Origin of the sequence: Maribacter flavus, assembly GCF_008386635.1 — a bacterium.
Taxonomy (GTDB): domain Bacteria; phylum Bacteroidota; class Bacteroidia; order Flavobacteriales; family Flavobacteriaceae; genus Maribacter; species Maribacter flavus.
On the sequence record NZ_VUOE01000002.1, the window covers coordinates 766665 to 781057 of the forward strand.

Sequence of the window (14393 nt, forward strand, 5' to 3'; positions counted from 1 at the left end):
GGTAACCTCGAGCGCTGTAGAGAGGTTTATTGTTTCGAATCATTTGGATTAGGTCTCGACTGCGCTCGACCGGACATTCGAATTGATTTTTGATTTATTATCGAAATTGAGAAGATGAGCATGGATTTTAACCGAATCAAGGAAAAATTGAACATTCTGGCCGATGCCGCCAAGTATGATGTTTCCTGCTCCAGTAGCGGAAGCAATCGGAAGAACACGAATAAGGGACTTGGAAATGCCAGTAACGGAATCTGTCATAGTTATTCTGAGGACGGACGATGTATTTCCCTTTTAAAGATACTACTTACCAACCATTGCATTTACGATTGCGCCTATTGCGTTACCCGAAAAAGTAATGACATAAAACGGGCCGCCTTTAAAATTCAGGAAGTAGTGGACCTTACCATCAATTTTTATAGAAGAAATTATATAGAGGGTCTTTTTTTGAGTTCCGGAATTTTTAAGGACCCGGATTATACCATGGAGCGTCTGATCGCTGTGGCCAAGAAACTGCGTTTGGAGGAAAATTTTAACGGTTATATTCATTTAAAGTCGATTCCTGGGGCCAGTGATGAACTCATGTATGAGGCCGGATTGTATGCTGACCGATTATCGGTCAATATTGAAATCCCCACAGTATCCGGCCTTAAACTATTGGCACCAGATAAAAAGCACGAGGATTTTGCAAAGCCGATGCTCAAGGTCAAGAACGAAATCATCCGATTCAAGGAAGAACGTAAACTTTTAAAAAGTACCCCAAAATATGCCCCTGCGGGCCAAAGCACCCAAATGATTGTGGGCGCTACGGGAGAATCGGATAAGGATGTAATGTACTCAGCCAACCATTTTTACAAGAACTTTCACATGAAGAGGGTGTATTATTCAGGTTATGTTCCGGTGAGTAATGACAACCGACTCCCCTCCATAGGTACGCAGGTGCCCATGCTCAGGGAAAACAGATTGTACCAGACAGATTGGTTGTTGCGGTTTTATGGTTTCTCCGTGCAGGAACTGCTCAATGCAGAGTATCCCAATCTGGATATGGATGTGGACCCAAAATTGAGTTGGGCCTTGCGGAATATGCAACATTTTCCAGTGGATGTAAACAAGGCGGACATTTCCGTTTTGGCACGCATTCCTGGAGTGGGAATGACCTCGGTCCATAAAATTATGAAGGCCCGTAAATTCCGAAAATTGGATTGGGACCATCTCAAAAAAATGGGGGTGGCCCTCAACAGGGCAAAGTATTTTATTCTGTGTGATTCCCGCCATTGGGAGCGCAGGGATTTGGACCCGCAACGTATTAAAGGATTGATTTTAAGTACATCCTACGGAAAATTTAGACCTCAGTATTCCAATCAATTATCACTTTTCAATTAAAAGAGTAGCCTCATGACAGCAACAAAGACTTTTATTTATGACGGTAGCTTTAACGGTTTTTTGACCGCCGTATTCGCAGGGTTTGAACAAAAATTGCCTTTTGCAGATATTCAAAAGGAACGTTTGGCACAAAACGGACTTTTCTCCGAAACTGAGACCATTTTCACCAATATCGAGTTGGCCAAAAGGGTATGGAACGGTATTAATGGCCGAAGTAATTCGGCCATTAAGAACATTTACTTTTCTTTTTTGAGCGGGGAGAAAAATCTGGAGCCCCTACTCTATCAATACATCCGAAAAATCATGGGTTCCAAACACGTTGCATCCGACTTTTCCGATGCCTGCATTTTAAAAATCAGTCAGACGGCACAAAAAGTACATCGGGAAAAGCACCGTATGGAGGCATTTGTTCGGTTTCAATTGACAAAGGACGGCATCTATTTTGCGAACATAGAACCTGATTTTGATGTACTTCCTTTGATTTCCAAACACTTTAAGGAGCGCTATGCGGACCAACCGTGGATTATTTATGACTTAAAGCGCAACTATGGTCTGTATTATGATCTGCATGGGGTGGAAATCATTACGATGGACCTTTCCAACGGTTTTGGCAACAGTATCCAAAAAAGTGTCGCAATGACGAACGAAGAGTATGATTATCAGGATTTGTGGAACAATTATTTCAAAAGTACCAATATCAAATCCCGTATCAACAAAAAACTACATTCTCAACACATTCCCAAACGTTACTGGAAATATTTGAGTGAAAAGAAGGAGGCGGTTTAATAAACTAGCTTAAGGCCAGATCGTGACGCATTCCTAGGAAACCATCTCTTAGGTTCAAGGCCTGCCAGGGAGGCTATAAAGCGGGTAAGCCTTTGAAAATTGAATTCTTCAATAGAGCCCAAAACAATAGTATTGTTAAGGCTGATTGTACGCTTTAATTTTTTGAAAGAAATCCGCTCGCATTCGGTCGGCATCAAAATCCTTGTAATAAAATACCTTTCTGCCACCGTTGTCCTTTGAGGTGGTGATCTCCACTTCCTCCACCCACTCCGGATGTAAAAAAGCATTTACAATGGATAGGTCCCAGATGGTTCTTTGGGTTCGGCCGCCATCTATATGGTCGTCCCAAACCTTTAAAAGAAAGTCTCCCAAGAAATGATTCTCCAATTGGGTACGGGTTTCTTCATACTCAAAGATCATTTTACTGGCGACGCTTATGGGAATGATGTGCATTTCCACAGACGAAAACAATAAATGGGTCAGGGCATAGGGGTCCATGGCACAGTTAAAATCATCCCGCCTCAAAACACCTTTTTCAAAATCATACGTACTTCCCAGCCAATAAAGTCTAATGTTATCCGCAATACTTGGTTCGATAAATACAGCGGATGCCACGTTTGTCAAGGCCCCAAGCGCGATTACATTTATCTTTTTACCATTTTTTTGCGCTTTCGCCTGTTTGATTATTTCATAGGCAGCAGCGGAATGTTGGGCCCGGTCTCCCCAATCGTACATGCGGGATGCTCCTCCCCTGTTGGTCTTGGTATTCAACCCCATAATCCCCAATAGTGTCTGATTGAGTCTGTGACTGTCTTCCATACTATTTTCGGTAGTCCATTGGGAAGCCTGCCATTGAGTGGCGTTTAGGGCTACAACATCCACGTTGTCGTTCATCAAAATGATGCTAAGCGCGTAGGCGTCATCCACTTCATTCGCCGTATCAGCGTCCAGTAGTACCTGGGGTTTTGTCTGTGCGAACCCTTCCATTGAGAATATCCCCACTAGTATAAATAAAACAAAAAACTGGTCCGTGAGCTTCATTTGGAAAGCTATTTTAATTAAAATAGAAAATTACAATTAGGAAGAACGCTCCCCAACGAATTGGTCGCTCTTATTTTTGAACAGGACATTAAAGGTCGTTAAACTTCCATAGATCCTCGTAATGTACTGTTGCAGGTCCACTTTTTCCTGATCGTCCAGATTTTTACTGGCATTGATTTTTTGTTCCATGACCCGGATGCGGTCGCGCACCATCACTATTTTGTGAAAAAAGGTGTCTATCGGGATTTCCTTATTGCTCAAACTGGAATCGCCAGGTTCCAAAACCAAATTACCACCTTTCCATTTATCGGCAATCGCTACCTGTTCGGTTACATCGCTCCATCTTTTTAAAATCGACATTAATGAGGTCTCCACTTCCAAAAAGCTTACCGTATCCACGTCGTTTTCCAAGGCTTCGATTACTTCAAAACCTTCATCGATTTTAATGGTCTCCAGGCCTTTGTCCATAAAAGTTACCCAATAGTGTTTTGAGGAGACGTTCGTTACCACTCCCATTCCAAATTCTGCGTGCTTAATGCGCGACCCAATTCCTAATAATTGCATAGTTCCTGTTTGATTTAAAAGCTAAGGTAGCACCTCTGTTAATTTTCAACAAGGAAAAATTGGGTAGGAATACGATAAACTTCCCTGTAAGGCCTTCTGTTGTAAATATGCGGAACTTCCATTACATTTAAGGTCAATACAACCTAAAACATCATGAAATGAGCCATAACAAGTCTTGATACCCACCAAGATGGTTATAGGCGAATTACATCTGACCTTTGAATAACAATTAAAATAAACTGATGAAAAGACATTTTTTGTTTATACTCATAGCTATGTTGACAATAGCCTGTAAGGAAGAAGCGAAACAAAACGAAACTCCTGAGGAGGCGGCTCCCGCCAAACTTAAAGCCCTGATTTTGGACGGACAGAACAACCATTATGTTTGGCCAAAGACCAGTATGATGATGAAGGATTATTTGGAGGAAACCCAGCTATTTGATGTGGATATCCATCGGATGGATTCCGTTTGGTTGGGTATAAAGTATAATGAATCCCGACCTGAACCCTACACTTCCTTTATTGAAAAATACCCTTTGGATTCCACAAACTATGGGATTTCCCATCAACCGATACAATCATCCAATTTCTCTATGGATTTTGAAAAATACGATGTCATAATTTCCAATTTGGGTGCGGAATCACCCCTTTGGCCAGAAGCTACGCGGGCAGATTTTGAAAAGTACATTGCCAACGGAGGTGGTTTGGTCGTGGTCCATGCCGCCAATAATGCTTGGGGCGACTGGGATGAATTCAATAAAATGATCGCTCTGGGTGCCTGGGGCGGTCGGGATGAAAGTACGGGCCCTTATGTTTATTATAATGATTCTGGAGAGGTGATTCATGACGCTGCCGCCGGTGTTTGTGGTTCCCACGGACCCGAATATGAATTTCCCATTACGACGCGTGCACCGGAACATCCTATTATGAAAGGACTGCCCACCACTTGGATGCACACGCAGGATGAATTGTACGAACGTATGCGCGGTCCTTTTGAGAATGCCACCATTCTGGCAACCGCTTTCGCCGATGTAGAACGCAATGCCCCACCTTGGAACCCCGAGGTAAAAGGCTTGGGCCAAAACGTACCCATGCTTATGGCCATTGATTATGGAAAGGGAAGGGTCTTTCATACTACTTTGGGCCACTTTGATTACTCGATGGAATGTGTCGGGTTTATAACCACACTACAAAGAGGTTCTGAATGGGCCGCAACCGGAAGCGTTACGCAGGAGTTGCCTTCCGACTTTCCTTCTGAAACTGGTACATCATCCAGAAAATGGAAAGGTTGAGTAAAAGTGTTTGGCGAATTAATCCGGTTGACCTTCGCAGCCTTCCCTCCTTCGGGTATCGATTAAATAAATAATTTTCCATACACCCTGTTGCTTGACCATTTGAAAGGAGTTTACCCCACAATGGCTAAAGGTGTCGTTTACCCAAAATTCGTAGGGTGTCCAGGCGTTCGCCATGGCGCCATCAATCTGTATGGAGTAATCCAATAACTTTTCCCTGAATTTGACGGAGTCCGGAATGCTGATAATGGAGCGGATAAGGTCCTCGAAATTTTCCTGTCGCAAAATGGTCTCCCCATCCTTCCCCGTCCCTATGGTCTGTAAAACGATTTTTTCCGAAACGAGGTTTGCCAATCCCGCGGAATCCTGGGCATGAAATGCGGTAAAGAATTCGTCAACTTTATTTCTAATGGTGTCCTCATCGGTGGACTGTCCGAAGGAAATTAGGGTACTTGCTATAAATAGGGATGTTAGTGTTCTTCTCAAAATGAAAAATTTTAATTCGCAATTAAAGATAACATAAATCCTTGCCGTTCAAACTTTGCTGTAAATTTTATCTCACCAAAACTCATTACTTTTGCTTGGAACAAAAATATCTTTATGTCTACTGCAAAAAAGGAATACAAGCGGGTAACGGTCAAATCCTTGGTCGAAATGAAAAGCAATGGGGAAAAAATATCCATGCTTACGGCCTATGACTATTCCATGGCTAAAATTGTAGATGCTGCCAAAGTCGATGTTATTTTGGTGGGCGATTCCGCAAGCAATGTTATGGCCGGCCACGAAACTACCCTGCCCATTACCTTGGACCAGATGATCTATCATGCATCCTCCGTTATAAGGGCAGTAGAAAGAGCTCTGGTCGTTGTGGACCTGCCGTTTGGTAGTTACCAAAGTGACCCCAAGGAGGCCCTTAGGTCTGCCATCAGGATTATGAAGGAAAGTGGCGCCCATGCCGTAAAGGTTGAGGGGGGCGATGAAATAAAGGAATCCGTAAAGCGCATCTTGGCCGCTGGTATTCCCGTAATGGGGCATTTAGGGCTTACGCCCCAATCCATTTACAAATTTGGTACCTACACCGTACGGGCGAAAGAAGAGGAAGAGGCACGAAAATTAATGGAAGACGCAACGATGTTGGAAAAATTAGGCTGCTTCAGCATTGTTCTGGAAAAAATACCCGCTGCCCTCACCAAAAAGGTTTCGGAACAATTGACCATACCCACTATTGGTATTGGTGGTGGGAAATATGCGGACGGACAGGTACTGGTAGTACACGACCTGTTGGGCATGACCCATGAGTTCAATCCCAGGTTCTTAAGGCGCTATATGAACTTGTACGAAGAGATGGGCAATGCCATATCGAACTATGTGAAAGACGTGAAATCCTTGGATTTTCCAAATGACGAGGAACAATATTGAGGATCATGAAAACAAACGGTAGCAAGCATTTGAGTCGGATTTTGATCATCCTTTTGGTGCTTTTAAACATTGGCTGTGATCAAGTTTCCAAAAAGGTCGTACGTGAAAACGTTTCCTATCAAGAGTATATCCCGCTGATCCAAGATCATTTCATTCTTACCAATGTGGAAAATACCGGGGCCATGTTGGGATTCGGGGCCAACTTCCCACCCGCTCTAAAGGTAATGCTGTTCCAAGTACTTCCACTAATCGTACTACTAGTCTTGTTGTATAGAATCCTCACGAGAACCCATACAAACAAGTGGATGCTATGGGCTTTTGCCTTTGTAATTGGCGGTGGAATTGGGAACCTCATTGATAGAATCGCCTTAGGGTCGGTTACCGATTTTTTCCAAATACGCTTGGGCTTCTTTAAAACAGGTATTTTCAACATGGCGGACGTCGCCGTAACTACCGGGGTACTCCTGATTCTATTTTTGAGCCTTTTCGGGAAAAAAATCACCATATAATAGGTATGGATGCTTCGGAAAAGGTAGTGTCCACTCCAAAAAACCTTCAGGTTTTATATGAGGACAATCATCTTATAATCGTAAATAAAAGGCCTGGCGATATCGTACAAGGGGATAAAACCGGAGATACGCCCTTGAGCGAAGTCGTCAAGGAATATCTGAAGGAGAAGTATAACAAGCCTGGCAATGTCTATTTGGGTGTGGTCCATAGATTGGACCGACCAACATCCGGACTAGTGGTTTTTGCCAAAACCTCCAAGGCACTGCCAAGATTGAACAAGCTCTTCTCCGATAAAAAGGCAAAAAAGACCTATTGGGCCGTGGTAAAGGATGCACCTTCAAAAAGTGCCGATACCTTGGTCCATTGGCTCAAAAGAAATCCGAAGCAAAACAAGTCGTATGCCCATGAAAAGGAAGTACCGGACAGTAAAAAGGCCGTTCTGGACTACCGGATGCTCAAAGCCTTGAAGACGTATTTTCTTTTGGAAATCGATTTAAAAACGGGTAGACACCATCAGATTCGCGCTCAATTATCGGCCATAGGATGCCCCATCAAAGGGGATTTAAAATATGGCTTTTCCAGGAGCAACAAAGATGCGAGTATCCATTTGCATGCCCGAAAGCTGGAATTCTTGCACCCGGTAAAAAATGAGCCTTTGACCATTGTAGCGCCTCTCCCCAAAGATTTCATTTGGGATGCCTGTTCATAATTTTTGTACATTGGGCTTACTAAACACCATAATCATGTACAAGAAAATCTGTACACTTTTTATTTGTGCTCTGTTTTATAATTGTGGTAGTTATAATTCCATAGACACATTTTATAATGCACATAAGAACGATGCCCAAGTAACGGCCGTTAGGGTACCTCAATTCATGCTCAAATTGATAAGTGGCATATCGCCTGAAATGCAATCCCTTATTGGAAACACTCGGGATTTACGATATATGAAGTTTCCCAGCACAACACCCGCAAGGACCCAATTCTTGAACCAGCAAATGAACGGGATTACCGGCAATTCGTTTATAGAAGTCTACCGAAAGAACGACGATTTAAAAAGAAACGTGGTTTCCATACGTGAAAAACGAAACAGTGTAAAGGAAATCCTCATTTATAATAACAATGCCGAAACTGGCTCTTTTTTGTACTTCAATGGCGATTTTGACCCGATAATAGTCCGTGAGATGGCCCAGAACAATGAGTTTGAAACACTCGGAAATAATGTAATCAAAGAATTTGCACCCGGCATCAATCCTGAGAACTGACCTTTTGCTTTTTCGATGCTCGGAAACTTTCAATAACCACGGAACTTAAAATCAGTGCTCCCCCAAAAAGAGTCGTGGCCTTTGGGATTTCGTTCAAAAATAGGGCTCCGATTAGAATCCCATAAATAGGCTGGACACTGCTCAAAATGCTTACAGTTGTGATACTGAAATGTTTGAATGTCATGAGGAAGAGACTATGCCCAATGGCGGTGGTTAGGACCCCCAAGGCTAGAAGTCCTTCCCACTGCCCCAAGATTTCCTTTGGAGTGGTAAAAAACAAGGCCGGTAACATCAAAATCGCTATCGTCCCCGTTTGATAGACCATTAAAGTGGTTCCCTGGTATTTTTCCACCTTCAGTTTTAATATGATATTCCGCAAGGCATAGGATACGGCCGAGACCAACCCCATTAAAATGGCCAAGGTATTGGAATCCCGTAAATTGAAATTCGGACTCAGAAAGTAAATGCCCAACAGTACCAAGGCACCGAGCAAGAGGTGCATCCTTTGCAGTTTTGATTTTAATAAAATGGGTTCCAAAAAGGCCGTTATGACCGGATATGTGAAAAGTGACAACATGCCTATGGCAACATTGGACCATTGCAGGGCATAAAAGTAAAACAACCAATGGGCGGCCATCAATACACCTGTGACTAGTATCAAGGGGATGTCCCCATTTTTGACCTTCAATGAGATATTTCGCCACCTACAGAAAAGTATCAGCAGGATAAAAGCAATAATTCCCCGCATCCCTGTAATGACGGGAACGGGCAAATCCACAAACCTGCCCAAAGGTCCGGAGGTGGCAATGAACAGCATCGCCAGATTGATTTCCAATAAGTGGGAAACATGGGAACGTTTCATGGAGAATTATCGGGTCTGTTTCAGGGCTTTTTCGCGAATGATTTCCGAAACAGGTTTATTCTCCAAATGGCTTTCCAACCAAGAAATTATATCCAAATACAGGAACGCACGCTTTTCATAAGGGTGGTCCTCATATTTTTTAAGTTCGGCATGTAATTTTTCAAATTCCCCCCTCAATTCATTTGGATAGATACTGCCAAGATTTCTCAAAAACTTGATCATCTCTTTTTGTACCGCATGCATATCGTTCATTTTCAGCAGGAACTTATAGGTACTCTTTAATTGCACTTCCAGGTGATAGTCCATACCCGCTTCGTAATGTGCCACCAAACTCAATACCCTGGCAAAACACATTAAATCCTCGCGCATTTTTAGATTCTTGTTATTGATGATTTTTTTGAGGTAAACGATAGAGGTTTTGTTATCACCAATGCCAAAATACAAACAGGCGATCTTGTAATACAACACCATCACATGATGGGCATCGATTCTATCCTTGTGTTTGGCGATACCGTATTCAATGATTTTTACCAGATATAGGCCTTTTTCAAAGTTTCCTTCCAGAAAATGGAGATTCAGTTTATTGGCATTGAGATACAAAAAGGCCAGGGAATTAATATTATCATTCTTAGGGAAATCCTTCTCCTTCAGAACCACCTCCATTTTTTGGAGCGTTTCCTTGAATTGGGAGCTGTATTTCACATAAAAAAGGGATTCCAAAAGGTAGTGATTTCCTTTAAGGAAGAATACGGGATTCAAATAAATCATTTCGCGGTAATCGTAGAAAAGATCCACCCATTTACTAGCGTATTTATAGGAGGAAAGGAAGTCTTGGGTCAAGAAACTATACCATAAATGTGCTTTGTACAACCAGAGTTTTTCCCTAAAACCCAAGGTTTCCACATCTACCTTTGGCAAATGTTTTGAAAAATACTGCTTTACTTTCTGAAGGTCCTCATCGCTGCGTACATACCCTACCTTTAACATCATACTGTACAATTGCAGGGAAAGGTTGGAAAGTTTACTGGTGATAACGTTCTGCCCAGACAATTCCTTTGCCTGTACCGCTAATTCATCCGCTCTGTCCGGAATGCTACGGGTGATGTACTGTGTCTCTATAATTTTCTCGAATTCCACAATTTCGTAGGCGATGTTCTTTTCCTCATTTTCAATGGCCGTCGTTTTTGCCTTGTCCAGGATTTTGAGACTCTGTTTATACAGCCCTTTCTGATACAGAATGGTGGCAAAGTCCAGCTGTTCACGAATCTGAACTCGAATATTTTGGTTCACGGGATTCAGCCTGAGACTTACCAGAATCTGCTTATAGAGATGTGCCTTTAAATTGGAAAGCTGCGCTTTTTTAACAATTCCGCTGGAAAGTATTACCTTTTCATCATATCGCTTAATTTTGTCCAAAAGATTGAACAACGCTAGAAACTTTGCATCGGTATTCACCCCCAAACGACCTACATAAAGTTTAAATTGCCGCTTTTCAGATTTCGAAAGCGATTTTACCAAAACGAACAACGCATCTTTATGAGCATTTGTCATCGTAAAAATATATGTTTAAATTGTTGTAAATCAATTTATTGATATTATTGAAAAGTATATTAACGTTGTAAATATTCCTGCGAAATTTGCTTTTTTCGTCGGCAGCGTTATATATTCGTTTAACTTGCTAAAACTACATAAATATAATGAGCAAAGATATAGTACAAATTTTTGATACTACACTTAGGGATGGAGAGCAGGTTCCAGGTTGTAAATTGGACAGGGAACAAAAGTTAGTTATAGCTGAACGGTTGGACGAACTTGGTGTAAACATAATTGAGGCGGGATTTCCTATCTCCAGTCCGGGCGATTTCAAATCCGTTGAAAGTATAGCAAAACTGGTAAAAAATGCCACAGTTTGTGGTCTTACCAGGGCTGTAAAAAAAGATATCGAGGTAGCGGCGGAAGCCTTAAAATATGCAAAAAGACCGCGAATCCATACGGGAATAGGAACTTCGGATTCACATATAAAGCATAAATTCAATTCCAACAGGGATGCGATTATTGAACGTGCAGTTGAGGCAGTGAGTTATGCCAAGAAGTTTGTGGAGGATGTTGAATTTTATGCCGAGGATGCCGGTAGAACGGACAACGAATTTTTGGCCAGGGTGTGTGAGGCCGTAGTCAAGGCCGGAGCTACCGTTCTGAACATTCCCGATACCACCGGGTACTGCCTTCCCGAGGAATACGGTGCCAAAATGAAGTATTTGAAGGAAAACGTGAAGGGTATAGATAAAGCTATTCTTTCCTGCCATTGCCATAACGACCTTGGTTTGGCCACCGCCAATTCCATTGCCGGGGTAATCAATGGCGCCCGTCAGATCGAATGTACCATAAACGGAATTGGGGAGCGCGCCGGAAATACTTCGTTGGAGGAAGTGGTCATGATCATGAGACAGCACCCAAGTCTGAATTTGGATACTACCATTAACAGCCAATTGCTCTTTGATACCAGTAAAATGGTATCGAACAAAATGGGTATGGTCGTCCAACCCAATAAGGCCATCGTTGGTGCGAACGCTTTTGCCCATAGTTCTGGAATACATCAGGATGGCGTTATAAAGAACAGGGAAACCTATGAAATTATCGATCCCGCGGATGTTGGTGTTACCGAATCCTCCATTGTGTTGACGGCCAGAAGCGGAAGGGCCGCATTGGCCTACCGTGCAAAGTTGGTGGGCTATGAGCTTACCAAGACCCAACTGGACAAAGTTTATGAGGAGTTTTTGAATTTTGCGGATAGAAAAAAGGAGATTCTTGACGATGACATCCATGAAATCATTGAGTCCAGCAAGGTGAATTTACAAAGTATAGGATAAATATGCGCTTGGATATCGCTGTACTTGGAGGGGATGGCATTGGCCCGGAAGTTGTTGCCCAATCCTTAAAATGCCTACGCTCCGTAGAAGAGACCTTTGGACATACCTTTAGATTCAAGAAGGCCTTGATCGGTGCAGAGGCCATTGATAAAAAAGGGACTCCCCTACCGGACGAAACATTGAAGATTTGTAAAAATTCCGATGCTATTTTGTTCGGGGCAATTGGTATGCCCAAGTTTGATGGTAATCCAAACGCAAAGGTATGGCCGGAGCAAGGACTTTTGAAATTACGGAAGGAACTGGATCTTTTTGCGAATATCCGACCTGTCAAAGTATTTCCCGCCCTTATAAAACAATCCCCGCTCAATAAAAAGTTGATCAAGGATACCGATTTGGTGATTTATCGGGAACTATCCGGGGGTATTTACTACGGAAACAAATCCATAGATTCCGGTACCAATGTCGCCACGGACACGTGTTCCTATTCCGAAGAGGAAATCAGCAGAATAACACATTTGGCCTTTAAAGCGGCAAAGAACAGAAGAAAAAAAGTGACCTTGGTCGATAAGGCCAATGTTCTGGAAACCTCCCGTTTATGGCGGAGGGTCGTAAATTCGATAGCTCAAAGCTATCCCGAAATTGAGCTGGGAACGCTTTTTATTGACAATGCCGCGGTACAGATGATACTCAACCCATCCCAGTTTGATGTAATCCTGACGGACAATATGTTTGGGGATATTCTGTCAGACCAAGGAAGTGTCCTGGCAGGGTCTATAGGTTTACTGCCGTCAGCATCGGTGGGTACGGAACATGCCATGTTCGAGCCTATTCACGGCTCGTACCCTGATGCAAAGGATAAAAATATTGCCAATCCTGTAGCCGCTATTTTAAGTGCCGGCATGCTTTTGCAGCATTTTAAGCTCAACGAAGAGGCCGATGCCCTTGTTGCGGCCGTTTTAAAATCCTTCTCGAAAAAAATCGTTACCCCAGATATTATGGGAAGCAGTAAGTATGGCACCAATTACGTGGGCGATTTTATTGCGGACAATATCATGGAACTGGATGATCATTTTAACATGAACGATGAGAACATAGATTTGGGTAAGTCTACCATAATTTAGTTCAATACCCAACTTATTCCGATAATAGTTCCTTTATAAAACTATCGAATTCCACCTTGAATTCTTCGTATTTATCCCCTGTTGCGGGACCGTTGAATCCTGTGTGTATTTTTCGTACGTTGCCTTTTTTATCCACAAAAATGGTCGTTGGATAGGAAAGTACATGATTCAGCATGGGTAGTTTCTGTTGGGCCTTTTCTTTGTCATAGCTGCCATATTGTGCCAATAGAATTGGGTAGGAGATGCCTATTCTATCTTTGAGCCGCTGTATACTTTGTAAAGCGCGTTCCTTTGTTTTTGCCTGTTCAAAGGCAAGTGCCAATACCGCCAAATCCCCAGTTGTATGATTTTTCAAGTATTCGACAAGGAATTTGGATTCGTCCAAACAGTTTGGGCACCAAGAACCCATAAGTTGAACAATGACTACCTTATTTTCGTAGGAAGGATTGGATAGGGATACCATCTCCCCCTTTAAGTTTGGAAAGGAGAAGTCGAACTTATCATAGCCTTCTTTTATAAACGTAAGGGAATCCGGACTAGGGAGTTCATAATTTTCGTTTCTCACGGCCATGAAAGGTTCTTTAAAGTGATTGCCCGAATAGAAAATCCCGTTCATGGTACTATCCGTTACTTTTGCTTGAAACAAAAAGGCATGTGCCCCGTCAAATGCCGAAACCTTTAATGAATCCTTGTCCATGACACCTTCTAGAAATCGGTAGTCACCGGTTGTTGTTCTAAAGGTTCCTGAAACAATTCCATTTTTTTGGCTAAAAATACCTTTGCCCATATAGCTGTCATCAGTTCCCGGGCTGAACTCTGTTTCCCATATTCCGGTTGCATCGGTAGTGTTTGAATTTACATTTGAAAATCGTTCTTCAATCCCAAATTCGGCTTCAAATGGAACTACCCTATCCAAACTTTCAATGACAAATACCCCATCCATGGATTCACTATCGATCTTCGCGGAAATATAACCTTCAAAAACAGGTGCTTTTATCAGAATAGAATCCCCTTCCACCAAAATTTCATCAACCAATATGGTCTCATCCCCATTTAATATTTTCATTTGAATTGTTTCCCCTGCATTAGCGGTCAATTCAAAATTAAAGGGAAGTATCTGTTTGTCCTTCACTTCCAGTTTGGCCTGCCAAATACCTTCTTTTGGCCTACTCTTTTTTTCACTGTTTGCACAACCGCTAAGAAGCATTAATAAAATGGGAATAAAGGCTTTTCTCATAACTTTTGGATTCTATTGCGAATTAACGACTTAAAAACCTCATTTT

At 42.4% G+C, this 14393-nt stretch carries 15 protein-coding genes; 9 read left to right on the forward strand and 6 right to left on the reverse strand.

Going from position 1 to position 14393, the window contains the following annotated elements:
- Positions 1-120: 120 nt before the first annotated feature.
- The gene (locus F0361_RS13655) at positions 121-1380 is read left to right on the forward strand and encodes a putative DNA modification/repair radical SAM protein (protein ID WP_154920267.1); all 1260 of its coding nucleotides are present in this window, start codon (positions 121-123) and stop codon (positions 1378-1380) included.
- A gap of 12 nt (positions 1381-1392) precedes the next feature.
- Positions 1393-2166 (forward strand): TIGR03915 family putative DNA repair protein, encoded by a 774-nt coding sequence (locus tag F0361_RS13660; RefSeq protein WP_154919325.1) that lies wholly within the window; start codon positions 1393-1395, stop codon positions 2164-2166.
- Positions 2167-2301: 135 nt separating this feature from the next.
- Here F0361_RS13660 and F0361_RS13665 read toward each other — a convergent pair whose 3' ends face one another.
- Both F0361_RS13665 and F0361_RS13670 read right to left on the reverse strand, forming a co-directional pair.
- On the reverse strand, positions 2302-3207 hold the full coding sequence (locus tag F0361_RS13665) for a nucleoside hydrolase (protein ID WP_154919327.1): 906 nt from the start codon (positions 3205-3207) through the stop codon (positions 2302-2304).
- A 36-nt stretch (positions 3208-3243) separates the two neighbouring features.
- On the reverse strand, positions 3244-3771 hold the full coding sequence (locus F0361_RS13670; RefSeq protein ID WP_154919329.1) for a hypothetical protein: 528 nt from the start codon (positions 3769-3771) through the stop codon (positions 3244-3246).
- Positions 3772-4013: 242 nt separating this feature from the next.
- Here F0361_RS13670 and F0361_RS13675 point away from each other — a divergent pair, with 242 nt between their 5' ends.
- A complete protein-coding gene (locus tag F0361_RS13675; RefSeq protein ID WP_154919331.1) occupies positions 4014-5063 on the forward strand; it encodes a ThuA domain-containing protein in 1050 nt (349 codons plus the stop codon).
- Positions 5064-5081: 18 nt separating this feature from the next.
- On the opposite strand, the gene F0361_RS13680 is transcribed toward F0361_RS13675, so the two are convergent.
- Positions 5082-5549 (reverse strand): nuclear transport factor 2 family protein, encoded by a 468-nt coding sequence (locus tag F0361_RS13680; RefSeq protein ID WP_246160892.1) that lies wholly within the window; start codon positions 5547-5549, stop codon positions 5082-5084.
- Between the two features lie 114 nt (positions 5550-5663).
- On the opposite strand from F0361_RS13680, the gene panB reads away from it, so the two are divergent.
- Genes panB through F0361_RS13700 form a run of 4 tightly spaced genes read left to right on the forward strand, consistent with a single transcriptional unit; the run spans position 5664 to position 8257 of the window.
- The gene (panB, locus tag F0361_RS13685; RefSeq protein WP_154919333.1) at positions 5664-6482 is read left to right on the forward strand and encodes a 3-methyl-2-oxobutanoate hydroxymethyltransferase; all 819 of its coding nucleotides are present in this window, start codon (positions 5664-5666) and stop codon (positions 6480-6482) included.
- Between the two features lie 5 nt (positions 6483-6487).
- Positions 6488-6991: a signal peptidase II gene (gene lspA / locus F0361_RS13690; RefSeq protein WP_154919335.1), complete on the forward strand. Its 504-nt coding sequence runs from the start codon at positions 6488-6490 to the stop codon at positions 6989-6991.
- A gap of 5 nt (positions 6992-6996) precedes the next feature.
- Entirely contained in the window at positions 6997-7701 is a 705-nt protein-coding gene (locus tag F0361_RS13695; RefSeq protein WP_154919337.1) for an RluA family pseudouridine synthase, read from the forward strand.
- Between the two features lie 34 nt (positions 7702-7735).
- The gene (locus tag F0361_RS13700) at positions 7736-8257 is read left to right on the forward strand and encodes a DUF4252 domain-containing protein (protein ID WP_154919339.1); all 522 of its coding nucleotides are present in this window, start codon (positions 7736-7738) and stop codon (positions 8255-8257) included.
- Here F0361_RS13700 and F0361_RS13705 read toward each other — a convergent pair.
- Complete coding sequence (locus F0361_RS13705; RefSeq protein ID WP_170258005.1) at positions 8241-9119, reverse strand: DMT family transporter; 879 nt, start codon at positions 9117-9119, stop codon at positions 8241-8243. The two genes, F0361_RS13700 and F0361_RS13705, sit on opposite strands and share 17 nt — an antisense overlap.
- Positions 9120-9125: 6 nt before the next feature.
- A complete protein-coding gene (locus F0361_RS13710; RefSeq protein ID WP_154919341.1) occupies positions 9126-10670 on the reverse strand; it encodes a hypothetical protein in 1545 nt (514 codons plus the stop codon).
- A 146-nt stretch (positions 10671-10816) separates the two neighbouring features.
- Between F0361_RS13710 and F0361_RS13715 the strand changes: the two genes are divergently transcribed.
- Both F0361_RS13715 and leuB read left to right on the forward strand, forming a co-directional pair.
- A complete protein-coding gene (locus F0361_RS13715) occupies positions 10817-11989 on the forward strand; it encodes a 2-isopropylmalate synthase (protein WP_138258192.1) in 1173 nt (390 codons plus the stop codon).
- Between the two features lie 2 nt (positions 11990-11991).
- On the forward strand, positions 11992-13110 hold the full coding sequence (gene leuB, locus F0361_RS13720) for a 3-isopropylmalate dehydrogenase (protein WP_154919343.1): 1119 nt from the start codon (positions 11992-11994) through the stop codon (positions 13108-13110).
- Between the two features lie 13 nt (positions 13111-13123).
- On the opposite strand, the gene F0361_RS13725 is transcribed toward leuB, so the two are convergent.
- Positions 13124-14347, reverse strand: a complete 1224-nt coding sequence (locus F0361_RS13725) for a TlpA disulfide reductase family protein (protein ID WP_154919346.1) — start codon at positions 14345-14347, stop codon at positions 13124-13126.
- Between the last annotated feature and the right edge of the window lie 46 nt (positions 14348-14393).

Bases quoted from the DNA above. Each gene is read 5' to 3' on its own strand.
- F0361_RS13700 (WP_154919339.1), top strand. From the start codon at position 7,736: ATGTACAAGAAAATCTGTACACTTTTTATTTGTGCTCTGTTTTATAAT.
- F0361_RS13725 (WP_154919346.1), bottom strand. From the start codon at position 14,347: ATGAGAAAAGCCTTTATTCCCATTTTATTAATGCTTCTTAGCGGTTGT.
- lspA (WP_154919335.1), top strand. From the start codon at position 6,488: ATGAAAACAAACGGTAGCAAGCATTTGAGTCGGATTTTGATCATCCTT.
- F0361_RS13655 (WP_154920267.1), top strand. From the start codon at position 121: ATGGATTTTAACCGAATCAAGGAAAAATTGAACATTCTGGCCGATGCC.
- F0361_RS13670 (WP_154919329.1), bottom strand. From the start codon at position 3,771: ATGCAATTATTAGGAATTGGGTCGCGCATTAAGCACGCAGAATTTGGA.
- F0361_RS13665 (WP_154919327.1), bottom strand. From the start codon at position 3,207: ATGAAGCTCACGGACCAGTTTTTTGTTTTATTTATACTAGTGGGGATA.
- F0361_RS13660 (WP_154919325.1), top strand. From the start codon at position 1,393: ATGACAGCAACAAAGACTTTTATTTATGACGGTAGCTTTAACGGTTTT.
- F0361_RS13705 (WP_170258005.1), bottom strand. From the start codon at position 9,119: ATGAAACGTTCCCATGTTTCCCACTTATTGGAAATCAATCTGGCGATG.
- leuB (WP_154919343.1), top strand. From the start codon at position 11,992: ATGCGCTTGGATATCGCTGTACTTGGAGGGGATGGCATTGGCCCGGAA.
- F0361_RS13715 (WP_138258192.1), top strand. From the start codon at position 10,817: ATGAGCAAAGATATAGTACAAATTTTTGATACTACACTTAGGGATGGA.
- F0361_RS13675 (WP_154919331.1), top strand. From the start codon at position 4,014: ATGAAAAGACATTTTTTGTTTATACTCATAGCTATGTTGACAATAGCC.
- F0361_RS13695 (WP_154919337.1), top strand. From the start codon at position 6,997: ATGGATGCTTCGGAAAAGGTAGTGTCCACTCCAAAAAACCTTCAGGTT.
- panB (WP_154919333.1), top strand. From the start codon at position 5,664: ATGTCTACTGCAAAAAAGGAATACAAGCGGGTAACGGTCAAATCCTTG.
- F0361_RS13710 (WP_154919341.1), bottom strand. From the start codon at position 10,670: ATGACAAATGCTCATAAAGATGCGTTGTTCGTTTTGGTAAAATCGCTT.